Origin of the sequence: Pseudomonas sp. GL-R-19, from assembly GCF_019956375.1 — a bacterium.
GTDB lineage: Bacteria > Pseudomonadota > Gammaproteobacteria > Pseudomonadales > Pseudomonadaceae > Aquipseudomonas.
In genome coordinates, this window is sequence record NZ_JAHBDJ010000053.1 from 1 (window position 1) to 24,342 (window position 24,342).

Annotated in this window: 30 protein-coding genes, 1 tRNA gene and 2 pseudogenes; 14 read left to right on the top strand and 19 right to left on the bottom strand. The window is 58.9% G+C overall.

The features are described from left to right. From KGA83_RS23260 to KGA83_RS23300, 9 genes and pseudogenes are all read left to right on the top strand, one after another. The coding region (locus KGA83_RS23260; protein ID WP_223531031.1) for a hypothetical protein at positions 1-264 on the top strand (264 nt) is incomplete at its 5' end. Between the two features lie 98 nt (positions 265-362). Beyond that, positions 363-578, top strand: coding sequence for a cysteine-rich CWC family protein (locus KGA83_RS23265; RefSeq protein WP_218430366.1), 216 nt, complete (start codon positions 363-365; stop codon positions 576-578). 37 nt (positions 579-615) lie between these two features. Beyond that, complete coding sequence (locus KGA83_RS23270; RefSeq protein WP_223531032.1) at positions 616-1,308, top strand: pseudouridine synthase; 693 nt, start codon at positions 616-618, stop codon at positions 1,306-1,308. Positions 1,309-1,621: 313 nt separating this feature from the next. Beyond that, entirely contained in the window at positions 1,622-2,506 is an 885-nt protein-coding gene (locus KGA83_RS23275; protein ID WP_108216803.1) for an alpha/beta fold hydrolase, read from the top strand. Positions 2,507-2,687: 181 nt separating this feature from the next. After that, positions 2,688-2,761: transfer RNA gene (locus KGA83_RS23280), tRNA-Gly, on the top strand. Positions 2,762-3,123: 362 nt separating this feature from the next. Beyond that, positions 3,124-4,668, top strand: a complete 1,545-nt coding sequence (locus KGA83_RS23285) for a Fic family protein (protein ID WP_223531033.1) — start codon at positions 3,124-3,126, stop codon at positions 4,666-4,668. A gap of 468 nt (positions 4,669-5,136) precedes the next feature. Continuing rightward, positions 5,137-5,406 carry a short-chain dehydrogenase gene (locus tag KGA83_RS23290; protein ID WP_095945127.1) on the top strand — a complete coding sequence of 90 codons (270 nt, stop codon included), beginning with the start codon at positions 5,137-5,139 and terminating at the stop codon, positions 5,404-5,406. A gap of 74 nt (positions 5,407-5,480) precedes the next feature. Then, positions 5,481-5,741 (top strand): annotated as a pseudogene (locus KGA83_RS23295) (type II toxin-antitoxin system HicB family antitoxin); the annotation flags it as partial. Positions 5,742-5,762: 21 nt separating this feature from the next. Further along, positions 5,763-6,491 (top strand): class I SAM-dependent methyltransferase, encoded by a 729-nt coding sequence (locus KGA83_RS23300; protein WP_108216801.1) that lies wholly within the window; start codon positions 5,763-5,765, stop codon positions 6,489-6,491. A 40-nt stretch (positions 6,492-6,531) separates the two neighbouring features. Here KGA83_RS23300 and tam read toward each other — a convergent pair whose 3' ends face one another. The 5 genes from tam to KGA83_RS23325 form a co-directional block, all read right to left on the bottom strand. After that, positions 6,532-7,302 (bottom strand): trans-aconitate 2-methyltransferase, encoded by a 771-nt coding sequence (gene tam / locus KGA83_RS23305; RefSeq protein WP_108216800.1) that lies wholly within the window; start codon positions 7,300-7,302, stop codon positions 6,532-6,534. A gap of 213 nt (positions 7,303-7,515) precedes the next feature. Further along, positions 7,516-8,019 (bottom strand): DUF4142 domain-containing protein, encoded by a 504-nt coding sequence (locus KGA83_RS23310; protein ID WP_108216798.1) that lies wholly within the window; start codon positions 8,017-8,019, stop codon positions 7,516-7,518. 72 nt (positions 8,020-8,091) lie between these two features. Then, complete coding sequence (locus KGA83_RS23315) at positions 8,092-8,250, bottom strand: KGG domain-containing protein (protein ID WP_108216797.1); 159 nt, start codon at positions 8,248-8,250, stop codon at positions 8,092-8,094. A 117-nt stretch (positions 8,251-8,367) separates the two neighbouring features. After that, entirely contained in the window at positions 8,368-9,714 is a 1,347-nt protein-coding gene (locus tag KGA83_RS23320; protein WP_108216796.1) for a GGDEF domain-containing protein, read from the bottom strand. 78 nt (positions 9,715-9,792) lie between these two features. Next, positions 9,793-10,431 (bottom strand): LysE family translocator, encoded by a 639-nt coding sequence (locus KGA83_RS23325; RefSeq protein ID WP_108216795.1) that lies wholly within the window; start codon positions 10,429-10,431, stop codon positions 9,793-9,795. Between the two features lie 153 nt (positions 10,432-10,584). On the opposite strand from KGA83_RS23325, the gene KGA83_RS23330 reads away from it, so the two are divergent. Further along, positions 10,585-10,824: a CopG family ribbon-helix-helix protein gene (locus KGA83_RS23330; RefSeq protein WP_108216794.1), complete on the top strand. Its 240-nt coding sequence runs from the start codon at positions 10,585-10,587 to the stop codon at positions 10,822-10,824. Next, on the top strand, positions 10,814-11,098 hold the full coding sequence (locus tag KGA83_RS23335; protein ID WP_108216793.1) for a type II toxin-antitoxin system RelE/ParE family toxin: 285 nt from the start codon (positions 10,814-10,816) through the stop codon (positions 11,096-11,098). The genes KGA83_RS23330 and KGA83_RS23335 overlap by 11 nt, the downstream gene beginning before the upstream one ends. Here the strand turns inward: KGA83_RS23335 and KGA83_RS23340 are convergent. The 5 genes and pseudogenes from KGA83_RS23340 to KGA83_RS23360 form a co-directional block, all read right to left on the bottom strand. Then, a pseudogene (locus KGA83_RS23340) lies at positions 11,054-11,296 on the bottom strand (hypothetical protein); the annotation flags it as partial. The gene KGA83_RS23335 and the pseudogene KGA83_RS23340 sit on opposite strands and share 45 nt — an antisense overlap. A gap of 111 nt (positions 11,297-11,407) precedes the next feature. After that, positions 11,408-12,739 carry an MFS transporter gene (locus KGA83_RS23345; RefSeq protein WP_108216792.1) on the bottom strand — a complete coding sequence of 444 codons (1,332 nt, stop codon included), beginning with the start codon at positions 12,737-12,739 and terminating at the stop codon, positions 11,408-11,410. Between the two features lie 170 nt (positions 12,740-12,909). Next, the gene (locus KGA83_RS23350) at positions 12,910-13,836 is read right to left on the bottom strand and encodes a hydroxymethylglutaryl-CoA lyase (RefSeq protein ID WP_108216791.1); all 927 of its coding nucleotides are present in this window, start codon (positions 13,834-13,836) and stop codon (positions 12,910-12,912) included. Beyond that, positions 13,833-15,026 carry a CaiB/BaiF CoA transferase family protein gene (locus KGA83_RS23355; protein WP_223531034.1) on the bottom strand — a complete coding sequence of 398 codons (1,194 nt, stop codon included), beginning with the start codon at positions 15,024-15,026 and terminating at the stop codon, positions 13,833-13,835. Before KGA83_RS23355 ends, KGA83_RS23350 begins: the two co-directional genes overlap by 4 nt. Positions 15,027-15,262: 236 nt before the next feature. Beyond that, the gene (locus tag KGA83_RS23360; protein WP_108216789.1) at positions 15,263-16,171 is read right to left on the bottom strand and encodes a LysR family transcriptional regulator; all 909 of its coding nucleotides are present in this window, start codon (positions 16,169-16,171) and stop codon (positions 15,263-15,265) included. A 131-nt stretch (positions 16,172-16,302) separates the two neighbouring features. Between KGA83_RS23360 and KGA83_RS23365 the strand changes: the two genes are divergently transcribed. Then, complete coding sequence (locus KGA83_RS23365) at positions 16,303-17,322, top strand: DUF4917 family protein (protein ID WP_115948220.1); 1,020 nt, start codon at positions 16,303-16,305, stop codon at positions 17,320-17,322. Positions 17,323-17,393: 71 nt separating this feature from the next. Here the strand turns inward: KGA83_RS23365 and KGA83_RS23370 are convergent, their stop codons facing one another. The 3 genes from KGA83_RS23370 to KGA83_RS23380 form a co-directional block, all read right to left on the bottom strand. Then, on the bottom strand, positions 17,394-17,738 hold the full coding sequence (locus tag KGA83_RS23370) for a YegP family protein (protein WP_115948221.1): 345 nt from the start codon (positions 17,736-17,738) through the stop codon (positions 17,394-17,396). A gap of 164 nt (positions 17,739-17,902) precedes the next feature. After that, positions 17,903-18,208: a ribbon-helix-helix domain-containing protein gene (locus KGA83_RS23375; protein WP_108216786.1), complete on the bottom strand. Its 306-nt coding sequence runs from the start codon at positions 18,206-18,208 to the stop codon at positions 17,903-17,905. 14 nt (positions 18,209-18,222) lie between these two features. Next, the gene (locus KGA83_RS23380; protein ID WP_108216785.1) at positions 18,223-18,804 is read right to left on the bottom strand and encodes a DJ-1/PfpI family protein; all 582 of its coding nucleotides are present in this window, start codon (positions 18,802-18,804) and stop codon (positions 18,223-18,225) included. A 335-nt stretch (positions 18,805-19,139) separates the two neighbouring features. Between KGA83_RS23380 and KGA83_RS23385 the strand changes: the two genes are divergently transcribed. Beyond that, positions 19,140-20,057, top strand: coding sequence for a DMT family transporter (locus KGA83_RS23385; protein WP_108216784.1), 918 nt, complete (start codon positions 19,140-19,142; stop codon positions 20,055-20,057). A 60-nt stretch (positions 20,058-20,117) separates the two neighbouring features. On the opposite strand, the gene KGA83_RS23390 is transcribed toward KGA83_RS23385, so the two are convergent. The 3 genes from KGA83_RS23390 to KGA83_RS23400 form a co-directional block, all read right to left on the bottom strand. Next, on the bottom strand, positions 20,118-21,332 hold the full coding sequence (locus KGA83_RS23390; protein ID WP_108216783.1) for a class I SAM-dependent methyltransferase: 1,215 nt from the start codon (positions 21,330-21,332) through the stop codon (positions 20,118-20,120). A gap of 132 nt (positions 21,333-21,464) precedes the next feature. Further along, positions 21,465-21,827, bottom strand: coding sequence for a hypothetical protein (locus tag KGA83_RS23395; protein ID WP_108216782.1), 363 nt, complete (start codon positions 21,825-21,827; stop codon positions 21,465-21,467). A gap of 2 nt (positions 21,828-21,829) precedes the next feature. After that, positions 21,830-22,108 carry an ogr/Delta-like zinc finger family protein gene (locus tag KGA83_RS23400; RefSeq protein WP_223531035.1) on the bottom strand — a complete coding sequence of 93 codons (279 nt, stop codon included), beginning with the start codon at positions 22,106-22,108 and terminating at the stop codon, positions 21,830-21,832. Between the two features lie 300 nt (positions 22,109-22,408). Between KGA83_RS23400 and KGA83_RS23405 the strand changes: the two genes are divergently transcribed. After that, positions 22,409-22,834 (top strand): helix-turn-helix domain-containing protein, encoded by a 426-nt coding sequence (locus tag KGA83_RS23405; RefSeq protein WP_177413309.1) that lies wholly within the window; start codon positions 22,409-22,411, stop codon positions 22,832-22,834. A gap of 81 nt (positions 22,835-22,915) precedes the next feature. On the opposite strand, the gene KGA83_RS23410 is transcribed toward KGA83_RS23405, so the two are convergent. The 3 genes from KGA83_RS23410 to KGA83_RS23420 all read right to left on the bottom strand — a co-directional run bounded on the left by KGA83_RS23410 (position 22,916) and on the right by KGA83_RS23420 (position 24,309). Continuing rightward, positions 22,916-23,272, bottom strand: coding sequence for a putative holin (locus KGA83_RS23410; protein ID WP_108216780.1), 357 nt, complete (start codon positions 23,270-23,272; stop codon positions 22,916-22,918). Then, positions 23,259-23,561: a helix-turn-helix transcriptional regulator gene (locus KGA83_RS23415; RefSeq protein WP_108216779.1), complete on the bottom strand. Its 303-nt coding sequence runs from the start codon at positions 23,559-23,561 to the stop codon at positions 23,259-23,261. Before KGA83_RS23415 ends, KGA83_RS23410 begins: the two co-directional genes overlap by 14 nt. 130 nt (positions 23,562-23,691) lie before the next feature. Then, positions 23,692-24,309, bottom strand: coding sequence for a TPM domain-containing protein (locus tag KGA83_RS23420; protein ID WP_108216778.1), 618 nt, complete (start codon positions 24,307-24,309; stop codon positions 23,692-23,694). Positions 24,310-24,342 lie beyond the last annotated feature (33 nt).

A 24,342-nucleotide genomic window follows, 5' to 3' on the forward strand; every position in this document is an offset into this window, starting at 1 on the left:
CTTGCGAAAGCCTTCATTGCCGTTGATATAAGCCTCAATGGCCGTAATTTTGAACTGAAGCGAAAACTTGCCCATGGAAACACCGCCAAAAGTCAGGGTTGGTGTCCAACTTTTGGGGTGCAGTCCAGGGTCAGCGCAGAACTTGTAGGAGCTGCGGTGCGGCGATCCGACTTGCCAGCGAAGGCATCAGCTCAGGCACCGCCGCACCTGATCCCTGCCGATTTACCCTATGAATCCAGCGGTTATTTACCGGCAGCCCGATGACACCTTGCACAGCCTGCTGTCGCGGGCGGATCATGCGATGTATCGGGCCAAACAAAGTGGCCGCAACCGAACCTGCGTAGAGAAGTCTCACTCCGTCCATGAACCAGCCTGAGCTCTGCCCCGCCTGCGGCGCCCCCAACGACTGCACCCTGGCCGACCCGCGAACCGCTGACCGCGCCTGCTGGTGCTACGGCGTCAGTATCGACCCGGCGGTGCTCCAGGCGCTGCCGACGGAACTGCGCAACGCCTCGTGCCTGTGCCCGCGTTGCGCCGAAGTCGAAGCGCAGCTGCAAGCAGCGCCCGAATCGTTCTAGTAAGATGCGCGCCCCTTTCTTCACCGATCCTTAAGTCATGCGCGTCGACCGTTTCCTCAGCAACCTGCCGTGCTTCAACCGAAAGCAGGTGCGCCTGTTGCTGGTGGAAAAACGCGTCAGGGTTGACGGAGAAGTCGTCAGCGACCCGCACAGCGAAGTCCGCGAATTCAGCTGCGTCGAAGTCGACAACGACGTGCTGCAAGTCGGTAAACCCCTGCGCCACTTCATGCTGCACAAACCTGCCGGTTGCGTCAGCGCTACCAAGGACCCGCAGCACCCGACCGTGCTCGACCTGATTCATGAACCGGACAAGGAAGAACTGCACATCGCCGGACGCCTGGATTTCAATACCACCGGTCTGATGCTGATCACCAACGACGGCAGCTGGTCGCGACGCTTGACCCAACCACAGACCAAACTGCCCAAGGTCTATTACGTCGAAACCGAACAGGACATCGGTCCCGAATACGCGATCAAGTTCAGCAAAGGGCTGTACTTCGCCTTCGAAGACCTCACCACGCAACCGGCCGGGTTAGAGCTGCTCGGGGCAAAATGCGCACGCCTGAGCATCGTCGAAGGCCGCTATCACCAGGTCAAGCGCATGTTCGGCCACTTCAACAACAAGGTGATGCGCCTGCACCGCGAACGCATGGGGCCGCTGGTGCTCGACGACGCGTTGAAACCGGGCGAATACCGCTCACTGAGCGATGCAGAGATCGGATTGATCTAAGCAGGCGACCGCCGAGCAGAAAGTTGTCGAACAATTTACCAATGGCACTTGCGCGATGACGTGACCCCTGCTTGAATCAGGACGTCGGCCGAAATGTGACCGACTAGTCACCACATACTTCTAAGAAACTTTTTGCCGGTAGGAACCCAAGGGTTCCGGCCTCATCCGGCAGACTGCCCGCCAATAACAATACCCGTCGACCGGACTGCAGTGGATCGACATGGGCCTCTCAAATTCCAGGCGTATGCCTACCTGTCACAAAGCTCGTGCAATCTCATTTGCGCGCATACCCGCTTGCCAGGAGTCTTATGACATGAGGCCAGAAATCGCTGTGTTGGATATACAGGGTCAGTATCGGGTTTACACGGAGTTCTATCGCGCAGACGCCGCAGAGAAGACCATTATCCTGGTCAACGGCTCGATGGCCACGACTGCGTCGTTTGCACAAACCGTGAAAAACCTCCATCCGCAGTTCAACGTCGTCTGCTACGACCAGCCCTACGCGGGCCGGTCAAAAGCCCACAACCTGCATGAGAAAATGCTCACCAAGGAAATCGAAGGACAGATCCTGCTTGAGCTGATCGACCACTTCGCCGCCGAACACGTGCTGTCGTTTTCCTGGGGCGGTGCCGCGACCATGATGGCGTTGTCGCAACGACCACGGCGCATCGAAAAAGCCGTGATCAGCTCGTTCTCCCCGGTGATCAACGCGCATATGCTCGACTACCTCGAGCGCGGCGTCGAACACCTCGGCAACCTGGACCGCGACCGGGTCGGGCACCTGGTGAACGACACCATCGGCAAACACCTGCCGTCGTTGTTCAAGCGTTTCAACTATCGCCACGTCAGCTCCCTGGCCGAACATGAGTACGGGCAGATGCACTTCCACATCAACGAGGTGTTGCACAGCGACCGTCAGTGCTACCTGCACGCGGCGAAGAAAATCGACGTACCGGTGCTGTTCCTCAACGGCGAATGGGACGAATACACCGCCGCCGACGACGCCCGGTTGTTCGAAAGCCACGTGCAACACAGCACGTTCAGTACCCTTCAGGCCACCGGCCACTTTCTCGACATGGAGCACAAAGCCGCCTGCCGAGACAGCCGCAACGCACTGATGGGTTTCCTGAAACCAGCGCAACACGAAAGCCGACCGCGTTACCACAAAGTCCAGGAACATCATGCATTGGCAATCTGAAGTAGCGTCATCGCGAGCAAGCCCCGCCCTGCTGCGTTAAACGTATTCTGCAGGCGCGAGGTTTGCCCGCGATCGACCGTCAGGCGGTCCGGGCTTTTTTGTTACATCTGCGTTAAACCCGCCCCACATAAAGAAAAACTTCAAATCCGCGGCCGTATCTGGTACAAAGTCAGCGCTCTGAGCGGGTGTCGTATAATGGCATTACTCCAGCTTCCCAAGCTGATAACGAGGGTTCGATTCCCTTCACCCGCTCCAATCGAATTTTGATCTCACGTCAGGGTGGTTTTGACGGGGGATGCAGAGACAGAAAAAACCGGCCTTGATGGCCGGTTTTTTGTGTCCGCGATTTGGGGGACTCGCAGGTATAGGGGCTCCCCTCATCCGAACCTTCCGCAACTTTTTCGTTTAGAAGGCTTACCTGGCGCCCATCCATACGCAAAATGCTCCTGCGCAGAAGCGACTACTATAAAAGTCCCGTTAGCGTTTTTTTCGCAGGATGGGGATTTGTTAGCGAATTTCGGTGACCGTTAGCCTTTTCACGCCCGCGAAAATTAACGTTTTCGCGTAGGATCAGGTATTCGTTAGCGTTTTTTTCGCCCCAGTAAAGGATTTCGTCAATGCAGGTCGGTCTAAAGGCACTCGCAAACCAGTACGACATCGTTCTGGCACAGCCACTGCGCGTCGAGTCGACGGTTGGCACGACACGTGTCAGTCGCGAAAGTAGCGGGCATACGCAGAATCAGTATCCCCCGAGCTACCGGCCTGCCGACGATTTCTCAGGGCATTTCGAATTCGGCCTCAAGTACGAAGAGATTCATCTCGAATTCTTTGCCCGTCTGTTTGCGAAGACCGGCCCCGACCCTATCGTAGCCTGGTGCCAGCGGGAGCCTTTCGGCCAATACGCTCGCCGCACGGGGTTTCTCTACGAATGGCTGACAGGGCAAAGTCTGGATGTGCCGGACGTAACCAACGGCGGCTATGTCGATGCACTTTCTGCGCAGGACTACCTCACCCGTAGCGAACCACCACGAGTTCGACGTTGGCGAGTCAAAAACAACCTGCCCGGTACACCCGGGTTTTGCCCTTTGGTTCGTCGTACGGCGGCAGTCAGAGAGGCTCTGCAATTCGATCTCGGCGCTGCGTTGAAGGAGTTGGATCGAACATTTGGTGCCGATATCTTGATGCGTACGGCCAGTTGGTTGACGTTCAAGGAGTCGCGAGCCAGCTTTCTCATCGAAAAAGAGGCCGACCAGGCTGATCGTATCCAGCGGTTCGCGCATGTCATTGCCCAGCACTGCGGCCATATCGAAGCCCCATTAAGCAATGACAGCCTACGTTCCCTGCAAGCCGGCATTCTGGGGCGAGATGCCATCGGGCTCGGGTTGCGGCGCTCCCCGGTATTTGTAGGTCAGGCCACAATGCGCGAAGACATCGTGCATTACATTGCCCCGCCCTTCGAAAATCTCGCCCAGTTACTGGACGGCCTCAACGAGTTCGAGATAGCTACACGTGGAGCGGAGTCAGTAGCACGTGCCGCAGTGCTTGCATTCGGCTTCGTGTACATCCATCCCATGCGTGACGGCAACGGCCGGATTCATCGCTTCCTGATCAACGATACCTTGATCCGGGACAAGGCAGTGCCCGACGGAGTGATCCTGCCCGTGTCAGCCACGATCACCAGCTCGATCGACTTCAGGGCTGGCTACGACCGTACGCTCGAGGTGTTCTCCCGACCGTTCATGCGACGTTATGCTGCAGCCTATCGATTTGACGAACTCGTGACCTACGAGGACGGAACTCCCAGCAACTTCATCTTCGATGAATACGAGGATGCGTGCTTTGCCTGGCGATACCCTGATCTCACGGAACATGTCCTGTACACAGCCCGCGTCGTCGAGCACACGATTCGTACGGAGATGGCGGATGAAGCCCGAGTCTTGGTGATCTTTCAGCGAGCACAGGAACATCTCAAAGAAGTGATCGAAATGCCGGATCAGGATGCGAACCGCATCATCCGTTCGATCAAGGAGAATGGCTGGATGGTGTCCGGAAAGCTGAAGAAAGGATACCCGCAGCTTGAAGATGAAGGCATGGCGCAACGTGTTGTGGATGCCGTGCGTTCCGCGTTTGAGGATCGAGTGATGGGGGCTGGTGAAGAGTGATCTTCGGTAGAACTGGATAGCGTGCAACTGCTACTCAGGAGAAAACCGGTCCGGGTGACCGGTTTTTTTGTACGCGGGATTTGGTGATGGGCCTGCCGAACTCAGTGCTAAGACCTGATTTTTAAAGGCCCAACGGAGATCAACGCTAGAAAAAGCAACGTCCTACACGACACTGGGAAATGTCCGTACACTTGCGCATTGCTGTGCCTTTGTCATGAGACCTATAGTCTGACCGCGCCCAAATGGCGTATCGGGTTTGGCGACTCGGTAACAACGGTACAGAAGGCTCCGAGGATTTCTCGGAGCACTTTTGATCACGCTTGGCTGCTTTTTCGGTAGCTGTGCGTGGGAGACCTTCGGGTCTGCCGGTTTTACCATTGTCCGGTTCGCCAACCCGCGTACAGCTACCACCCTATTGTTTGGCGACGATTGAGTGGTAGGTCTTCCACCTACAATTGGTACTCACTCATGAATGAATACATGGCTTTAACCAGCAACGCCGACGACCTCCCCTCCCTCTACGTCAATACCACCCAACCCCTGCATTCCCTGCTCAGCACCGCCAGCTATAGAATTCGAGCCGTAACTCAGCTTCTTGAAAACCTCGCAATGCGCGGCGACCTGACCTCTGACTCAGTTGTACTCAGTGACTTCGCATTGCTCTGCTGCGTGCCGTTGCGTGATGGTTGCGATGTGCTGGATGTAATCGCTCGACGCATGGATGCAGAACCATCGTGACGAACCATAAGGCGCCTTTCCAGGCGCCTATTGAGTTTCATACCCATCCGCCTTTTCTATGGAGGACGATGAACATGTTTTACCCGATTGCGATTTCCATGGGCGACGACGAACATGCGTGGGGCGTGGAAGTGCCGGATGTTCCGGGTTGTTTTTCCGCCGGTAAAAATCTGGACCATGCAATTGCTATGGTGCGCGAAGCTATCGAGGGGCATTTCGAGATTCTTGCCGAGAACGATGCACTCATCCCCACAGCCAACGACGTTACCCTGCATTCGACGAATCCTAAGTACGCAGATTGTATTTGGGCACTGGTGGAAATCGACGCGATCAAGTGAACTGAGTAGAGCCCTGACATGACTCAAAACATCTACGACGACCCTGAATTTTTCCAGAGCTACAGCCAGATGGCCCGCTCCATCGGCGGTCTCGATGCCGCGCCGGAATGGCCTGCACTGAAGGCCATGCTGCCGCCCATGCAGGGTTTGAAGGTGGTGGATCTGGGTTGCGGCTACGGTTGGTTTTGCCGCTGGGCCAGTGAGCAAGGCGCCGAATGCGTGCTCGGTCTGGATGTTTCGGAAAAGATGCTGGAACAGGCACGCAAGTCCACATCCGCATCCAACATCCGTTATGAGCGCGCCGACCTGGAACAGCTCGATCTGCCCGCCGCCACGTTCGATCTGGCCTACAGCTCCCTGGCACTGCATTACATCAAGGACTTGCCTGGACTGTTCACGCATGTCTACGCAGCCCTCAAACCCGGATCGCATTTCGTGTTCTCCATCGAGCACCCGATCTTCATGGCACCGCGCAATCCTGGCTGGACCATCGATGCCGAGGGCCGCAAAAGTTGGCCCGTGGACGGTTATCAGATGGAAGGCGAGCGCGTGACCAACTGGCTGGCGGACGGCGTGATCAAGCAGCATCGAACCATCGGGACGTTGTTCAACTCGCTGATAGCGGCGGGTTTCAGCATCCGCCATGTCAACGAATGGGGGCCGAGCGATGCCGAGGTGGCGGCGCAACCGGCCCTTGCCGAAGAGCGGGAACGGCCAATGATGATGTTGGTCGGCGTTCAGCGTTGATGGATAAAAAAGGGACAGATAAGCCTGTCCCTTTTTCCCATCAGCGGGTCGCAACGATAAACAGTCGCGGAAACGGCAACAGCACCGAACCATCGGCCAATACCGGATGCGCCCGCTCGATAGCAACCTGATACTGCTTCAGATACTGAGCCCGTTCCGTCTCATCCAGCGGATCGAGAAACGGCCGCAGTGCGCTGCCCTTGAACCACTCCACCACGCCAGACGCGCCGCCCGCCAAAGGATGGTGGTAAGTGGTGCGCCACACATCGACGCGGGTGCAGCAGGCTTTGAGTATCGAGTAGTAACCGCTGGCATCGGCCATTTCAGCCCTCTGCCCAGCGGCGCCTGCCAGTTTGCCGACCCAAGGGCCATCAGCGGCGACTTCACGCATCAAGCGGTGCGAGTGTTCATTCAGGTTGTCAGGCATCTGCACGGCCAGGCTGCCACCCGGCGCCAGTTTGCTCACCAGCGACGGTAGCAACGTGGCGTGATCAGGCACCCACTGCAACACCGCGTTGGCGAAAATCACATCGAACGGGCCACTGTCATTCCAGGTGTCGATGTCGGCGATGTCGAACTGCACCTGCGGCAAGCGCTTGCGAGCGGCGTCGATCATGTCGCTGGAACTGTCCAGCCCACGCACCGTGGCATCGGCAAAACGCTCCACCAGCAACTCGGTGGAGTTGCCGGGCCCGCAACCGATATCGATGGCCAAGCGCACGTCCCCGGCGGGGATGGCCGCCAGCAGGTCGCGGGCGGGACGGGTGCGTTCATCTTCAAAAGCGACGTACTGTTTGGCGGACCAACTCATTGCGTTCTCCTGTCGGTGTGTTGTCCTCGGGCGGCTACGATACCGCAGCAAACACCGCCAAATGTTTCAGAGAATCATCTTTTCGGCCACGTCGAGTACTCGACCTCAATGGCCTGAATCCAACGCATAACCCCAATCCGCCTCTGGATCAGAGCTAAAAATAAAAACGGCGCGTGACCGAAGTCCCGCGCCGTGTGCGTTCAATCCTTATGCTCAACTTTTAGCCTGCAACGCCTTGGCCATTTGCAGATGATTTTGCAATTTCGGCAGGGTTTCTTCGGCGAACGCCTTGATTTCCGGCAGGTCGGTGGTCTGTGCTTCCCGTTGCAACTGATCGATGGCTTCCTGGGTGGTCTTCACCTGACTGGCTGTATAGGCCTCATCGAAAGTCACCCCATCCATGACTTGTGGCATCAGGGCTTTGGCCTTTTCGACAACCTCTTCGCGTGGAGCGACCGGTAAGTCGAGTTTCTTGGCGATTTTCGCCAGGTGCTGGTTCGCAGTGGTGCGGTCGTTGATGACGACGATGGTGTAGTCCTTGACCTCTTTGGACTCGGATTTCTGGTGCGCCAGGCGGCTCGCTTCGATATCGGCGATACCTTTTGCCGAGGCCTCGTCGATGAATTCGGCGGGCGACTGGGCAAAGGCGCTGCTGGCAATCAGGCCCAGTAACGTGGCAAAACTGGCATTACATAATCGGGTGGCCATCCGGTTCATGGTCGCGCCCTCCTTGAAAAGTTCAAACGGGAGCGTTCGCCCCCGCCTCTCAATCAAAACCACCTGCATCCTTTAGCGGGTTTTCTGACCGCCCTTGCGGCTCATGTCGGGTTTCGCCGGGTCTTTATCGACGGTCGTGGTGGTGGTTTTCCCACCCTTGCGACCGGCTTCAGAGGCCTTCGTTCGATCGTTAGCGAAATTCCCCGAGTTCGAGTTTCTTGAATTAGGCATGATTCTCTTCCTCCTGGTGATGATCGCGGCGAGCTGTAGCCCCCATAGAATCTGAAGTTGCGCGTCCCAAAAGGTTTAGAAAATTGCATGGATACCACGACGAACGGTGCCCGGTTTTCAGACCAGTCGCAGGTGATGCTCGCGTTTGGCGCAGTACATTGCCTCGTCGGCATGCCGGAACAATTGCTTCTCTTCGGTGCCGTGATCGGGGTATCGGGCGACGCCGATACTTGGCTGGATGTTCACGCTGTGCCCGTCCAGGCGCAGGGGCTGGACCAGGACCTGACGGATTTTCTCGACCACGATGTCGGTATCGCCCGCAGCGCGAATGCTGTGCAACAACACCACGAATTCATCGCCGCCGATGCGGGCCACGGTATCGGTTTCCCGCACGCAGCCCTTGAGCCGGTTGGCCACCGCTTGCAGCAGCATGTCGCCGACCGCGTGGCCATGGGTGTCGTTGACTTGCTTGAAGCGGTCGAGGTCGACGTACAACAGCGCCATGCGCCCGCGGTCCTCCCGGGCCGCTTGCAGTGATGCCTTGAGCCGGTCGCGCAGCAATTCGCGATTGGGTAACTGGGTCAATTGGTCGTACTGGGCCATGTATTGCAGGCGGGCATGCAGTTGCTTGCGCTCGATGGCGGTTGCGACCTGGGCGCAGACGTATTGCAGCAGTTCCTTGTCTTGCTCGGTGTAGCGCTCGCCGCCCGGAATGCTTTTGACGATCAACGCGCCAATGGTGCCGTTTTGCGAGTTCAGCGGCACCCCCAGCCAACACGGGGCGTTCTGCCCGGTCAACAGCACTTCGAAGCCGGCAGGCGGTGTGTTCTGGTCCGGGGTCAACAGGATCGGCTGCCCCGTGCGGATCACTTCGGTGCACAGGCGCCCGGTCATGGTTCCGGGCTGTTCGGGCTGTGGCTCGTGGTCATCGACGTGATAAGGGAAATTCAACTGCGCGCAGCGCTCGTCGTACAGCGCCACGGAAAAATTCAGTGCCGGCAGCCATTCGCCGATGATCATGTGGATGCGCTTGAACAACGCCAGCAGATCCTCCGCCGCGTGGGCCGCTTCGGAAATCGCATACAGCGCGGCCTGCCGGGATTCGGCCTGCTTGCGTTCGGTGATGTCGCGGGCCACCGCGATGCGCAATTGATCGTCCTCGGACCAACGTGCCGACCAGAGGATGTGCACCACGCGACCATCCTTGCGCAGGTAGCGGTTTTCGAAGTTGAGCTTGGGTTCGCCGCCCATGATTTCCCGGGCGGCGTCGAGGGTGCGCTGGCGATCGGCCGGGTGCACCATATCGATCATCGTCTCTCCGATCATTTCATCGGCGCTGTAGCCGAAAATGCGCTCGCACGCCGCACTGACAAAGACGAAACGGCCTTGTTTATCCACCGCGCAGACGGCGTCCAGCAACAGATCGATATAGCTCGCCAGCGGCGCGGAGTTTCGGTTTTCCATGGTTCAGCGTGGGTGTCCCGATTATGCAGTGCTCATCAATCATCCCTGCCCTGTCGGCCTGCGTCCTTGTGATCACATTCAAGCCTTGTTCGGCATCAGCCCCGGCAACGCATGGACCAGCGCGTTGATGGCAAACCCGATGAACATCACCCCGCACAACCGGGTAATTGCCAGTTCATGACGCTGGTACAGGCTGCGCACTCGCCGCGCACCGACAACGCCAATGAGAATAGCGTAGGCGAGCAACCCGCCGACGAAACTCAGAGCGATCAGCGCCGGCAGCATTGACCAGTGGAGCAGTTCCGCGCGGCTCGACAACAGTGCCGTGAACGTCGCCACCGCCACCGGATAGGCCTTCGGATTGGTCAAACCGAACAGAATGCCGTGCCAGAACGGTTGCCGCGCCGGCCCCTGTGGCGCATCAACGCTGCTGCGCCGGGCGCGCACCGCACGCCAGCCGAGCCAGAACAGGTACAGGCCGCTGAGCACACCGAGCACGTCGAACGCGGTACTGCCGATCTCCCGCGCACCGACAATCGCGATCAGCGCCGTGCTGCACCAGAGCACATCGCCGAGCAAATGCCCGCACAGAAACCCCGCCCCGGCCCGTCGCCCATGGGCCGCACCAATGCCGAACACCGCCAGCACACCCGGCCCCGGGGTGATGCCGTAGATAAAACCCGAGGCAAGCACGGCCATTAGCAACGATGGGGTCATGGGGAATCCTTTTGAACGGCTTGGTAAATGGTGGCCAGTCTATATCAGGTCATTGCCTGTCGACTGAAACATCTCGACAGACGAACGGGCTGGCCCCGCCCCACAGATGACGGTGTAGTATGTTGTATTACAAACCACTACATCGAGACCACCATGTCAGTTATGTCCCTGCGCATACCAGACGATATCGCCGATACCCTCGCGAGTCTTTCCAAAGCAACGGGCCGCAGTAAATCATTTCTGGCCGTGGATGCGCTGCGTGAATACCTGGCCCGTGAAGCGTGGCAAATCGAGGAAATTCAGAAAGCCTTGAAAGAAGCCGATGAAGGTGACTTCGCGACACAAGAAGAAGTGAACGCAATGGCTGACAAGTGGACGGCGAATGCGCGTTGAGTGGTTGCGTACGGCGTTAAAGAATCTGGATGACGAAGCCGCGTACATCGCCATCGAGAACCCAAAAGCTGCTGCAGATTTTGTCCAGGCAATTCTCGCCAGTGTCGATCACCGTGCCCGATTTCCAGCGACAGGTCGTGAAGGACGCTTACCCGGTACCCGGGAATGGATCATGCCTGATCGCCCCTATTTGATTCCCTACCGGGTTCGCCAAGGTCGGCTTCAGGTACTACGAATTTTTCATACGCGTCGCCTGCCACCTTCCAATTGGTAAAGGCCATTTTAGAAAAGCCTCTAGCGATCGCTCCCCCTCCTCAATCCTGCGATTCAACCAGTTCAACGCCTGATCCCCGCCCCGCCGCTTGTGCCAGACCAGTACAAAGGTGAACGACGGAATCTGAAAGGGTGGCGGCACAACGACCAATGTCGACTCATGGATATCGCGCAGACCTCGAGAAGCGCAACTCGTGACGCTGCGGAAAAAGCGATGACAGCGACTTCTTGAAGATCAAAAGATCGCAGCCTCCGGCAGCTCCTACGGGGATGCGTGGTCCGAGTAGGAGCTGCCGAAGGCTGCGATCTTTTAAAACTTGTCGAGTGTGCGCAACTTCTGCGGCAACCCCCACAGCAGCAACGCCACCGCGATCAGCGCACAGACACCAATGACATACAGCGCCGGCGTGGTGCTGCCGGTCAGGTCCTTGATCCGGCCGACCATCACCGGGCTGACGATGCCGCCGAACTGGCCCAGGGTGTTGATCACCGCAATCCCGCCGGCAGCGCCCGCGCCGGCACCGGCCAGCAGTTTCGGCGGCAGGGTCCAGAAGCTCGGGATAGAGGCGATGATCCCGGCACCGAGCAGGCCCAACGCGACAATCAGGAAGGTCGTGTGGTTGGCGAAAATCCCTGCACAGAAGAAACCGATCGCGCCGACCGCCACCAGACCGGCGACAAACTTGCGCCGCTCGCCAGAAGCATCGGACAGGCGTCCGATCACCACCATGCTGATGGCACCGCAGATGTACGGGATGGCCGTGAGCAAGCCGATCATCACCGGACTTTCGGTGCCGGCGCTGCGGATCAGTTGCGGCGCCCAGAAATTCAAGCCGTAGGACGCCACCTGAATCAGGAAATAGATCAGGCCCAAGGTCAGGAAACCTGGAATCCGCAGCGCGGCGAGCAGCGACCCACCGCTCTTGTGCGGCTCATGCCGGGCGATGCGGCTAGCCAGCAGGGTCTTCTCCGAAGACGTCAGCCAATGGGCGTCTTCGATGCGGTCCTTGAGCAGGGTCAGCACCAGCAAACCAAGGCCGATGCACGGCACGCCACCGAGCAGGAACAGCCAGTGCCAGCCACGCATTTGCAGGAAGCCGTCGAGGTGTTGCAGCACCAGCCCGGAGAACGGCGCGCCCACCAGGCCGGCAAATGCCGACGACAGGAACAGCATCGAGGTGATGCGCCCGCGGTAGTGCTGCGGGAACCACAGTGTCAGGTAATACAGCACGCCCGGGGCGAAACCCGCCTCCATCGCACCGATCACGAAGCGCAGCACGTAGAACTGCCATTCGCTGTTGACGAACACCATGGCCGCCGTGGCCAGGCCCCAGGACATCATGATCCGGGCGATCCAGCGGCGGGCGCCGACCTTGTACAGCATCATGTTGCTCGGCACTTCGAAAATCACATAACCGACCACGAACAACCCGGCGCCGAGGCCGTAAGCGGTGTCGCTCAGGCTCAGGTCGGTCTGCAGCTGAAACTTGGCGAAGCTGATGTTGATGCGGTCGAAAAAGGCGAACAGGTAGCAGACCATGATCAGCGGCATCAGACGCCAGGCGACTTTGCTGACCAAGGCTTTTTCGGTGTCGTGGCTAACGGCCGGGCTCGCGCCCGCCTCCAGTGCATTAAGGCTCATTGCGGTTCTCCAGGCGGACTTCCCGTGGGTGTCCGATTGTTTTTGTTGTCTGGTTGAGGTGCTTTTTACTGTAGGAGCGAGCCTGCTCGCGATGGCTGAGTCACATCCAACATTGATGTTGACTGACCCACCGCTATCGCGAGCAGGCTCGCTCCTACAAGGGATTGGTGTCAGGTGGGGATCGGGTGCAGATCGCAATTGCGCCCGGCCTTGACCAGTTGCCCCGGTACTTCGTGGCCGAGCAGCGCCGGAAGTCCTCGGGACAGTTTCAGCAGCAGCGGCAGATCGATACCGGTATGAATGCCGACTTCATCGCACAGGTTTACCAGATCCTCGGTGCAGATGTTTCCCGATGCCCCCGGTGCAAACGGACAGCCACCGAGGCCGCCGAGGGCCGCGTCGAAGCGTCGGGCACCGGCCTCGTAGGCCGCCAGCACGTTGCACAGGCCAAGGCCGCGGGTGTTGTGAAAATGCAGGGTCAGGTCCGCCGGGGAGACCCGTTGCAGCACCCGACGCACCAGCCGGTCGACCTGACGCGGGTTGGCCATGCCCGTGGTATCGGCCAGGGTGATGCCCTGGATGCCGAGTTCCTGATACGCCTCGACGATTTGCAGTACACGGTCCTCATCGATCTTGCCTTCGAACGGACAGCCGAAGGTGGTGGCGATGCTGCCGTTGAGTCGCACGGGACCGTCGTCAACGAACTGCACAATCTCGCCGAACGCGGCCAACGAATCCTCACAACGCATGCGCATGTTCGCCAGGTTGTGGGTCTGGCTAGCGGACATCACCAGGTTCAGCTCATCGGCACGGCACGCCAGTGCCCGTTGCGCGCCTTTGAGGTTGGGGATTAGCGCAACGTAGATCACCCCCGGTTGCCGGGCGATGCCCTTGAATACCAGTTCACCGTCGCGCAGCGCAGGAATGGCCTTGGGTGACACGAACGAACCGGCTTCGATGCGGCTGAATCCGGCCTGCGACAATTGATCGATCAGGGCAATCTTGTCGTTGGTTTCAACCCAGGTCGGCTCGATTTGCAAGCCGTCGCGCGGGGAGACTTCCTGCACGATAAGGCTATCGGAATAGTCGGTGATCATTGCACCACTCCTTCGACTTTCAGGCGCTCTATGTCGGCAACGGTAAGACCCAGTTGCGCGAGGATGCCATCGGTGTGCTGGCCCAGCCCGGGGCCGGACCAGTTCACGCCGCCGGGTGTCTCGGAGAGTTTCGGCACGATGCCCGGCATCTTCACCGTGGCGCCACCGGGCAGCTCGGCATTGAGCAGCATGTCCCGCGCCTGATAGTGCGGATCGGCGACGATGTCGGCCACCGAATAGATGCGTCCGGCCGGGACCTCGGCGGCCTCCAGCGCGGCCAGAACTTCGTCGATGGGCAAACTGCTGGTCCAGTGGGTGATGGCAGCGTCGAGCAGATTGCTTTTGGCTGCACGCCCGTCGTTGTGGGCGAATTCCGGCGCCTCGGCCAGATCGGGGCGGCCGATGGTTTGCATCAGGCGCTTGTAGATCGGATCGCTGTTGCCGGCAATCACCACGTAGGCGCCATCGGCTGTCAGATACGTGTTGGATGGCGCGATGCCCGGCAAGGCACCGCCGCTGCGCTCGCGCACATGGCCAAGCATGTCGTATTCCGGCACCAGGCTTTCCATGACGTTGAACACGCTTTCGGCCAGGGACACATCAACGATTTGCCCGCCGCCCTGCCCGGTCTTGACCCTTAGCAGCGACATCAGCGCACCGATCACCGCATGCAGCGAAGCCAGGGAATCGCCAAGGCTCACGCCAACCCGCGCCGGCGGCGAACCAGGTGTGCCGGTGGTGTAGCGGATGCCGCCCATGGCCTCGCCGATGGCGCCAAAACCCGGACGATCGCGGTACGGGCCGGTCTGGCCGTAACCGGAAATCCGCACCAGCGTCAGGTTGGGATTGAGCGCGTGCAATACCTCCCAACCGAGGCCCAGTTTCTCCAGGGCGCCGGGACGCAGGTTCTCGATCAGTACATCGGCGCTGGTTGCCAGTTGCTTGACCAGTTCGATGCCTTCGGGGGATTTGAGGTTCAGCGCCAGGGACTTCTTGTTGCGCGATTGCAGGTACCACCACAGCGAGGTGCCTTCGTGCAGCTTGCGCCATTTGCGCAGGGGATCGCCCTGGCCCATGGCTTCGATCTTGATCACCTCGGCGCCGAACTCGGCCAGCATGCGCGCCGCAAACGGCGCGGCGATCAGCGTACCGATCTCGATCACTTTGATCGCACTCAAGGGGGCAGTCATCGCGGGGTACCTCTTGTTCTTGGAATATGTGCCAAGGCTAGAGGACAGGTGGCTCGGGAATCCAACCTTCAGTTGGCAACGAGCGTTCGCGAAATGCGAACGCTCTGGAAGATTGTCGCGACCTCAGGTCAGTCATCGCGAGCAAGCTCGCTCCCACAATGGATCGGCGCCGCACTGAAGATCCCTGTAGGAGCGAGCCTGCTCGCGATGAGTCCCGCCCATTCAGCCGAGAACTATCAGGCTGAACCCCGCAAATGCTCAAACAACATCCGGCTCACCGGCGACAGCAACGCCTCATCGCGCACCACCAGAATCAACGCCCGATCGGACCATTCGTCCGTCAATGGCACCGCGTGCAAACCCAGCGCCCGGCCAAACAATTCATAGGCCCGCTGCGGAAGGATGCCGATCCCCATGTTGGCCTGGATCATCCGGCACATCGCATCGAACCCCGGAACATGAATACGCACCCGCAACACCTTGCCGGCCTCACGGGCTGCGGCATGGGTACGCATGTTGATCGAACTGGCGGCATGCAAGCCGACGTAATCGCTGTCCAGCGTATCGGCGAACGCCACGCTCGAGCGGCTCGCCAATGGATGGTGCGGCGGCATCAACACCACCAGTTTGTCCTGGCGATACAGCTCGCTGTGCAGGCCCTTGATGTCACTGTCGATGGAACAGATCCCGAGGTCGGCCACCCCGTCGAGCACGCCCTGAATCACCCCGGCGCTGGGCCGTTCTTCGAGGTCGGTCTTGACCTGTGGATGACGTTCGGAAAAATCCCGCAGGTCCTCGGGCAAAAACTGAATGATCGCCGACAGGTTGGCGAGCATCCGCACATAGCCGCGCACACCGTGGCTGTGCTCGCCCAGTTCAAGCCCGATTTTCTCGACGTTGAACAGCATCTGCCGGGCATGGTGCAGCAAGGTTTCACCGGCCGGCGTCAGGGACATGCCCTTGGCCTGGCGCACGAACAGGCTGATGCCCAACGCCTCCTCCAGCTCCATCAAGCGCTTGCTCGCCGCCGAGACGGCAATCGCTTCGCGCGAGGCTGCACGGGTCAGCGTGCCCTCTTCATGCACGGCGACGAACAGTTGCAGAGTGATCAGGTCGAGACGGCGGATCAGGCTTTTTTGCAGCATCGGGTACTCGGCGAAGTCGGCTCAGGCGAAGTCGCAGCATAGCGTTCTTCGCCCGCGTCGTGCCGTGGTCCGGGCACCGGTCGTGATAAAGTCGCCGCCCACAGACCTTTTGCCGTGAGACGAAGACCGCAATGACCGATTTCCAGGATGTCGATGCCCAACTTGAAGACTGGAACGTCTTGCGCAGCACCACTTCGTTCAGTGGCTTGCTGGTGGGCAACGGCGCCAGTCGCGCGGTGTGGGACGATTTCGGCTACGAGTCGCTGTTCGAAAACGCCCGCACCGTTGAAGAGAAACCCCTGAGCCCGTCCGAGCTGAGTGTGTTCGACGCGCTGCAGACCCGCAGTTTCGAGCAGGTACTGAGCGCCCTGAAAACCACCAGCCGGGTCAACAAGGCCCTGGCTGTCAGCTCCGCCGCCCCGCGCAATCGCTACTACGCGATCAAGGAAGCGCTGATCAACACCGTGCATGCGGTGCATATCCCGTGGCGGCTGGTGGTGCCTTCGACGCTGGTTACCATCAATCAGGAATTGGCCAGCTACCGCACGGTGTTCACCACCAACTACGACTTGCTCAACTACTGGGCGGTGCAACACCAGCCAGAGGCGATCACCGACCTGTTCCAGGGCGTCGAACCCGGTTTCGACCTGAGCGACACGGCCACCGACAAAACCCGTTTGCTGTACCTGCACGGCGGTCTGCACCTGGTGCGCAACCAGGACGGCACGGCGCGCAAGCTGATGTCGACCGAGGGCACGTTGCTGGGCAGTTTCGCCATCAACAACACGATCAAGACCCTCGACGACGTGCCGCTGTTCGTCAACGAAGGGCCGAGTGCGGACAAGCTCAAGACCATCCGCAGTTCGGACTATCTGTCGTTCTGCTACGAGCAACTACTCGGTCACGGCCAGGCGCTGTGCATCTTCGGCCATGCGTTGGGGGAGCAGGACAGCCACATCATCCACGCCCTGCGCCTGGCAAAACCGCAGGTGGTGGCGATCTCGATTTACCCACGCAGCAAGGCATTCATCCAGCACCAGAAGCGGCATTACGCGAAGGTGTTTGAGGGGACGGGGGTTGAGTTGCGGTTTTTTGATTCCAAGAGCCATGCGTTGGGTGGCCCGAAGCTGGCGGTTCCGGTCGAGGTTTAGCGGCGACTGATCTGACGCTTTCGCGAGCAGGCTCGCTCCCACAGGGATATCGGTGAAGTTGAAACGTTGATTCAAAGCACCGGCAACGTCTTGTCCTTGACCACCTTGGACGGGCCATTAGCCTTCACGCTGGCGATACCTTTCTCCATGGCTGCAGCGGAGGAAAAGGCCTCGCTGCTGCCGATGATCTCGTGGTTGCCCGCCTTGAGATTGAAATACGGGTGGCCATCCTTGGTGGTTTTCTTCTCGTAACGCTCATCCAGCGGGCTGTTGGCCTGGACCGAGGCGATGCCTTTGTCGGCGGCGGCGTGGGTGGTGTACAGCTCGCTGGTCAGAATGGTCTCGGCGTTGGCTGCCTTGAGGACAAACCTGAACTGGCCATTGCTGCTTTTGCTCACTTCATACCATCCGGACATGCTCTTTCTCCTGGGCGATTGAGAGGTTGCGCGCTTCACAGTAAAGACCAGCCTGGTGTTTCTGTCGCCTGTACCGGCCCCATCGCGAGCAGGCTCGCTCCCACAGGTTCAGCGTGATCCCTGTGGGAGCGAGCCTGCTCGCGATGGAGTCGACACAATCTTCCTTACTTGGCCGCAGCCCGCACCACCGACAACTCCGGCGCCGACGCCCGCCGCTGGCTCAGATACCGCGTACAACTGACCCGCAGGAACGAAGCGAAATTGACCACCTCGCCACGATAATCCATCACCTCATCATACAGCTTGGCGATCAATTGGTTGGTGGTCATGCCGTCGACCTCGGCGATTTCACTGAGGATGTCCCAGAACTGATTCTCCAGCCGCAAGGTGGTGACCACCCCGCAGATGCGCAGCGAGCGGGAGCGCGATTCGTAGAGTATCGGGTCGGCTTTGACGTACAGCTCGCACATGGATATGTCCCTCGTTACAGCGTGATTTGGGTGCCCAGCAACCCCAGGAAACCGGCCAGCCAGTTCGGGTGCGCAGGCCAGGCCGGAGCCGTGGCCAGATTGCCTTGAACGTGGCCGTCCGTCACCGGAATGTCGATATACGTACCGCCCGCCAGGCGCACTTCCGGGGCGCAGGCCGGATAAGCGCTGCATTCGCGACCTTCGAGAACACCCGCTGCCGCCAGCAACTGCGCACCATGGCACACGGCGGCGATAGGTTTGCCGGCCTTGTCGAATGCGCGTACCAGTTCCAGGACTTTTTCGTTCAGGCGCAGATACTCCGGCGCACGGCCGCCCGGAATCAGCACGGCGTCATAATCGGCGGCGTTGACCTTGGCGAAATCAAAGTTCAGGGCAAACAGGTGACCGGGTTTTTCACTGTAGGTCTGGTCGCCTTCAAAGTCATGGATCGCCGTGCGCACAGTCTGGCCGGCGGCCTTGTCCGGGCAAACGGCGTGCACCGTGTGGCCGACCATCAGCAGCGCCTGGAACGGCACCATCACTTCATAGTCTTCGACGTAATCACCAACCAGCATCAGGATTTTTTTCGCAGCCATGGGGAGGACTCCTCTGGAAGTGGGCGTGCAAGAGTATTCAAGGTAGTCCGATTCCGGCGGGTCGGGTAACAACCGGCTACTACGAATGCACAGAACCACTGTAGGAGCTGCCGAAGGCTGCGATCTTTTGATCTCGATCTTGATCTTTGGATTTATTGGATTTGTTGGATTTGTGGCGCGACGGGTAAAAGATCGCAGCCTTCGGCAGCTCCTACGCGTTGCTCGCATTACTCGCAACTGTACGGATAACTCTGCACCCAGCTGTAACAGCGGCTTGCACCCGGTTTATGGCTAGATAACACCACCTCCCATCACCCACGATTCTGGTTGCCATCATGTCCTCGCGCGAAAACACCGGCATGGCCCTGGGCCTGCTCGGCGTTGTGATCTTCAGCCTCACCCTGCCCTTCACGCGGATCGTCGTGCAGGAGCTGCACCCGCTGCTCAATGGCCTGGGCCGGGCACTGTTTGCAGCGGTACCGGCGGCGTTGCTGTTGCTGTGGCACCGGGAAAAATGGCCGACCTGGAAGCAGGTCAAAGGCCTGACGCTGGTGATGGCCGGGGTGATCCTCGGTTTCCCGGTATTGTCGGCCTGGGCCATGCAAACCTTGCCGGCGTCCCACGGTGCGCTGGTCAATGGTTTGCAGCCGCTGTGCGTGGCGCTGTATGCCGCGTGGTTGTCCCATGAACGGCCGTCGAAAGCCTTCTGGGCCTGCGCCGCATTGGGCAGCGCGTTGGTGCTCGGTTATGCACTGATCAGCGGTGCCGGCAGCATTCAGGCCGGTGATTGGCTGATGCTTGGTGCCATTGCAGTGGGCGGATTGGGCTACGCCGAGGGAGGCCGACTAGCCAGGGAGATGGGCGGCTGGCAGGTGATCTGCTGGGCACTGGTGCTATCGACACCCCTGCTGATCGGGCCTGTGGTGTATCTGGCGCTGCAGCATCAGGGCGAGATCTCGGCCAAGACTTGGTGGGCCTTCGGTTATGTCTCGCTATTTTCGCAGTTCATCGGCTTCTTCGCCTGGTACGCCGGGCTGGCCATGGGCGGCATTGCCCGGGTCAGTCAGATCCAGTTGCTGCAGATTTTCTTCACCATCGCCTTCTCGGCGCTGTTCTTTGGTGAACATGTGGAGCCGATTACCTGGCTGTTTGCGGGCGGGGTGATCGTGACGGTGATGCTGGGACGCAAGACCGCGATCAGCCGCCCTGTAGGAGCGAGCTCGCTCGCGAAGGACTTGAAACCGACGCGTTGATTCAGAAAGTACGCGTTGTTGTTGACGTCCCTCGCGAGCTAGCTCGCTCCAACAACAGGATTAGAGGTAACCGTCAGCGCGCAGCAACGTTTCCAGGCAATGCTCGCTGATGTGATAGAAGTCCTTCAGCTCCTGAATCTTCGCCAACAACCGGGCCGGGGCCACCGGCTCGGCGCGTTTGACCGCCAGGATCATCTTGTTCTTGTTGGTGTGGTCCAGGGAGATGAACTCGAACACCTTGGTCTCGTAGCCGCAGGCCTCAAGGAACAACGCGCGTAAACTGTCGGTGACCATTTCCGCCTGCTGGCCAAGGTGCAAGCCGTATTGCAGCATCGGCTTGAGCAGCGCCGGGCTCTGGATTTGCAGGCGGATCTGTTTGTGGCAGCACGGCGAGCACATGATGATCGCCGCACCGGAGCGGATGCCGGTGTGGATCGCATAGTCGGTGGCGATGTCGCAGGCATGCAGGGCAATCATCACGTCCAGCTCGCTCGGCGCCACGCTGCGCACGTCACCGCACTTGAACACCAGGCCTGGGTGCTCAAGCTTGGCGGCCGCTGCGTTGCACAGGGTGACCATGTCTTCACGCAGCTCGACGCCAGTCACTTCGCCTTCGGCCTTCAAGGTGTTGCGCAGATAGTCGTGGATGGCGAAGGTCAGGTAACCCTTGCCCGATCCGAAGTCCGCCACACGCACCGGTTTGTCCAGCGCCAGGGGCGACGAGGTCAGCGCATGGCTGAACACTTCGATGAACTTGTTGATCTGCTTCCACTTGCGCGACATCGCCGGGATCAGTTCATGCTGCTTGTTGGTCACACCCAGGTCGGCGAGAAACGGCCGGCTCAGGTCCAGAAAACGGTTTTTTTCACGGTTGTGCTCGGTCGACGGCACTTCGCGCAATTGTTGAGGTTTGCTCTTGAACAGCGATGACTTGCCCTTTTTGCTGTATTCGAGCTGGGCTTCGTCGGTCAACGCCAACAAATGCGCATTTTTGAACGACGCGGGCAGCAGCTCGGCAATGCTCGCCACGCCTTCGGCCAGCGGCAGGTTCTTGGTGATGTCGCGGGTCTTGTAGCGGTAGACGAAGGACAGGCAAGGCAGCGTCTTGACCGTCACCGGTTTGATGATGATCCGCTGCAGGTCCGTTTCATCGCCCACGTACTTGGCCAGCACCAGTTTGATGAACGCATTGTGCTCGAGGCTGGTTTGCACCAGGTCGATGAACTGGGCGTGATGATCCGGCGCGAGGCTGGCGGGAGTGGCGGTGACGGACATGGAAAAACGGCCTCAGGCGATGCAAATCGGAGAATGCCGGTATTTTAAGGGGGACGAAGACTTTGGGCACGGGGTTATTTTGCGGCAGGTCCCAGTCATGGTGCCCAGGACCTCAATACCACCGCTGAAAACTCAGGGTTCCACCAGGCGAAGCCTGCGGTTGTTCGGCGAGTTGATGATGTGTTTGACGATCAGCCCCACTGGCACCGCCCACGTCAGGCCATTGGCAGGGTCAGTCACCACGGCGACCGTTTCGGAACTTGCCTCGATATCCAGGCGCCGCCGGTCGTCGCACGACTTGAGTACGCCGTAGGCACGGCTAACCAGCCTTTCCGCCAGGTACATCGGTACATCCAGATTCTGCAGATGCTTCACCGCGCGACAAAACAGGACTTGATCATCGTTCCCCCCTTCACTTTCATGGCGTCCCAGAAACGCCTGGGCTATAGCCAATAGTTCCTCATTCATATCTGCATTTTCATCGATGACCTTCATGCTCACGTCTCCTGCGGCACGTCTGTGGTGGCAGGACTGACTGCTACGGGCCGGGTGGCACGACGCAAATCGGGGCCGGCGCAAGGCAGGCGTACGGCCGGATTGGGCATGCCACTGGGCGAAAGTTCATGGGTCATTTCAAATTCGGCACGCACGGACCAACCGCAAGCTTCCGACGTGCATTGCAGATACGCCACCCGCAGGAAAATATGTCGGCCTTCGCTGGTGCGGATGCGCATCCTGTTCAAGCAGTGCGGGCACACCATTTTATAGGTACTCATGCTTGATTCCCGACGGTCATTGGGTGGCAATCAACCTGATCAAACGCAATACTGCTTGAGAGTTTCATCGCGGCGTTCCGGTCTTGCGAACAGTGTCTGCCAGACATAAGGAAGTGCATCGGGCAGACGCGTAATGGGTTCGAGCCATGCTCGTAGGAAATCACCCTGATAGCATTAGGAAGTTTCGACATCGTATTCTTCTGACTCATCTTTGATGATTGATTAGTTACAAGAAAAAAAGTACTCATTACGCATAAATTAGGCACTCAAAAAGCATATGTCAAAAGGAAGAGGCTCAAATTGCGTAGCAAAAAATCACAAGCTGTTCTGGCTCGTTTAAAGCAAGTTACAGGTACTAAAACCGATGTTTCTTTATCTTCGGCGCTAAAGATCAGCCCGCAAACCCTTAGTAGCTGGAAAGGCCGTGACAGCACGCCGTACTCATTATGCGTAGAAATTGCTCAAACTCGGGGTATCTCCCTTGACTGGTTGCTGCTGGGCGAAGGTCCGATTTTGAGACAAACAGTTACTAATTCTTCGGAAGCCAATCAGGAAAGCACAACACGGGAAAACACCATTCTCACGCTCTGGCGATTGCTCGACGAAGATGATCGCTGCGCGATACAAAACGCACTCGTGGAAAAGCAGCGACTGCGTGATATGGAACTCAGGCTTTGCGAAATGGCCTCCATTCTGGCAACACTTAAACCTTCGAATGAAACTTGATGACCCATGTAATCCGAAGTTTCATTGCTTCAAGACATGCCGCGCCCGCCACCCACACCAGAGCAACCCATTCACGGACCCTCATCTTCGCCCTCGCAGGTGTCGAATGATTTCGCCGATACCGACGCTATCGATCCATTGCATGAGCTTGATGCTGATAGGAATAACAACCAGTGCGCAAAGAAAGGCTGTCACGCCTGCGGTCAGAAAAGGCACCAGCGGATGTGCGACAGGCGTGAAGAGGTAACCGACACCTGCAGACAGCAACCAGGAACCGATGCGCTGCCAGGCCTTGAAGTCAGTGCGAGTGGTTGTGACCAGCCACGCGCCGAGCATTGCACCGAACAGTACCTCGCCATCAACCACTGGCAGCGATGCAATCCCCATTCCCAACATGAGCCCACTGATACCGTTGTAGGTCGAATCAGTCAGGCTCATGCGCACCTCGCGCAACGACCGAATCCACGATGATCGCTCCCGACTCGATCGCCTTGAGCAGGGCGGAACTGCGAGAGCTGACGTCGAACTTTCGGCGAATATTGGCGAAGTGAAAATTGACGGTAGATTCCGCGCAATTCTCGATCCTGGCGATTTCCCAGGAAGTCTTGCCCTTGAAACACCACATCAGGATTTGTGTTTCTTTCGCCGTCAGCTTCGCCGTTGGTGTACTTGCCTCTGCGCCGGGCGCCACCCGTGCCAAAGAGTCATTCGATTGTTGGGTTGTCATAAGAATCCCTCTTCGCGGGAACACCCGTCGCTGGGCGTCCACTGTTAGAGAGAAATACTGACGATCAGGCCGAACCCGGACAATCGACGGGAGTTGTAGCGATGGGCGCTACACAACGCCATGGCAAGACTTAGCCGAGCACCACCAACCGGTTCGGCAACTCATTGCGTACATGGGTCACTGGCACATGCACCTTGAGCAGCTCGCCGCAGGCTTCGATGCAGCTGACAAACCCTTGCAGCGTCTGCCCCTGCTTCACCTGCTGGGTGAATGTGGCGACGATGGCGTCCCAGTTCTTGTTGTCCAGGCGACTGGAAATCCCTTCATCCACCAGGATCTCCACGTAACGCTCGGCTTCGGAAACGAAAATCAGCACGCCAGTGCTGCCCTCGGTGTGGTGCAGGTTCTGCTCCAGGAATTGCCGGCGCGCCAGGTTCGAGGCGCGCCAGTGGCGCACCGAGCGCGGGATCAGATGGGTGGTGACTTTCGGCAGACGGAACACCAGGCACAGCACAATGAAGAGCGCCCATTGCACCATCAGCAGGCTGTGCAGGGTCAGCCAACCGGTGAGGTAATGCACGATGCCCGGCACCAGCAGCGCCAGCAGGCTGGCCCACAGCAATGGGATGTACACATAATCGTCGGCGCGGGCCGCGAGCACGGTCACCAGTTCCGCGTCAGTATCGCGCTCGACCCGGGCAATGGCCTCGGCGACTTTGCGTTGTTCGTGTTCAGTCAGTAATGCCATGTCGTGAATTGCCTGCTCGTTATTATTATCACC

Coding starts and splice junctions, on each gene's coding strand:
- KGA83_RS23265 (WP_218430366.1), top strand. CDS start 363: ATGAACCAGCCTGAGCTCTGCCCCGCCTGCGGCGCCCCCAACGACTGC.
- KGA83_RS23415 (WP_108216779.1), bottom strand. CDS start 23,561: ATGACAACCCAACAATCGAATGACTCTTTGGCACGGGTGGCGCCCGGC.
- KGA83_RS23350 (WP_108216791.1), bottom strand. CDS start 13,836: ATGATCACCGACTATTCCGATAGCCTTATCGTGCAGGAAGTCTCCCCG.
- KGA83_RS23310 (WP_108216798.1), bottom strand. CDS start 8,019: ATGAACCGGATGGCCACCCGATTATGTAATGCCAGTTTTGCCACGTTA.
- KGA83_RS23300 (WP_108216801.1), top strand. CDS start 5,763: ATGACTCAAAACATCTACGACGACCCTGAATTTTTCCAGAGCTACAGC.
- KGA83_RS23285 (WP_223531033.1), top strand. CDS start 3,124: ATGCAGGTCGGTCTAAAGGCACTCGCAAACCAGTACGACATCGTTCTG.
- KGA83_RS23370 (WP_115948221.1), bottom strand. CDS start 17,738: ATGTCCGGATGGTATGAAGTGAGCAAAAGCAGCAATGGCCAGTTCAGG.
- KGA83_RS23420 (WP_108216778.1), bottom strand. CDS start 24,309: ATGGCATTACTGACTGAACACGAACAACGCAAAGTCGCCGAGGCCATT.
- KGA83_RS23320 (WP_108216796.1), bottom strand. CDS start 9,714: ATGGAAAACCGAAACTCCGCGCCGCTGGCGAGCTATATCGATCTGTTG.
- KGA83_RS23375 (WP_108216786.1), bottom strand. CDS start 18,208: ATGTGCGAGCTGTACGTCAAAGCCGACCCGATACTCTACGAATCGCGC.
- KGA83_RS23325 (WP_108216795.1), bottom strand. CDS start 10,431: ATGACCCCATCGTTGCTAATGGCCGTGCTTGCCTCGGGTTTTATCTAC.
- KGA83_RS23360 (WP_108216789.1), bottom strand. CDS start 16,171: ATGCTGCAAAAAAGCCTGATCCGCCGTCTCGACCTGATCACTCTGCAA.
- KGA83_RS23335 (WP_108216793.1), top strand. CDS start 10,814: ATGCGCGTTGAGTGGTTGCGTACGGCGTTAAAGAATCTGGATGACGAA.
- KGA83_RS23345 (WP_108216792.1), bottom strand. CDS start 12,739: ATGAGCCTTAATGCACTGGAGGCGGGCGCGAGCCCGGCCGTTAGCCAC.
- KGA83_RS23365 (WP_115948220.1), top strand. CDS start 16,303: ATGACCGATTTCCAGGATGTCGATGCCCAACTTGAAGACTGGAACGTC.
- tam (WP_108216800.1), bottom strand. CDS start 7,302: ATGAGTTGGTCCGCCAAACAGTACGTCGCTTTTGAAGATGAACGCACC.
- KGA83_RS23395 (WP_108216782.1), bottom strand. CDS start 21,827: ATGAAGGTCATCGATGAAAATGCAGATATGAATGAGGAACTATTGGCT.
- KGA83_RS23410 (WP_108216780.1), bottom strand. CDS start 23,272: ATGAGCCTGACTGATTCGACCTACAACGGTATCAGTGGGCTCATGTTG.
- KGA83_RS23330 (WP_108216794.1), top strand. CDS start 10,585: ATGTCAGTTATGTCCCTGCGCATACCAGACGATATCGCCGATACCCTC.
- KGA83_RS23390 (WP_108216783.1), bottom strand. CDS start 21,332: ATGTCCGTCACCGCCACTCCCGCCAGCCTCGCGCCGGATCATCACGCC.
- KGA83_RS23275 (WP_108216803.1), top strand. CDS start 1,622: ATGAGGCCAGAAATCGCTGTGTTGGATATACAGGGTCAGTATCGGGTT.
- KGA83_RS23290 (WP_095945127.1), top strand. CDS start 5,137: ATGAATGAATACATGGCTTTAACCAGCAACGCCGACGACCTCCCCTCC.
- KGA83_RS23315 (WP_108216797.1), bottom strand. CDS start 8,250: ATGCCTAATTCAAGAAACTCGAACTCGGGGAATTTCGCTAACGATCGA.
- KGA83_RS23380 (WP_108216785.1), bottom strand. CDS start 18,804: ATGGCTGCGAAAAAAATCCTGATGCTGGTTGGTGATTACGTCGAAGAC.
- KGA83_RS23270 (WP_223531032.1), top strand. CDS start 616: ATGCGCGTCGACCGTTTCCTCAGCAACCTGCCGTGCTTCAACCGAAAG.
- KGA83_RS23355 (WP_223531034.1), bottom strand. CDS start 15,026: ATGACTGCCCCCTTGAGTGCGATCAAAGTGATCGAGATCGGTACGCTG.
- KGA83_RS23400 (WP_223531035.1), bottom strand. CDS start 22,108: ATGAGTACCTATAAAATGGTGTGCCCGCACTGCTTGAACAGGATGCGC.
- KGA83_RS23385 (WP_108216784.1), top strand. CDS start 19,140: ATGTCCTCGCGCGAAAACACCGGCATGGCCCTGGGCCTGCTCGGCGTT.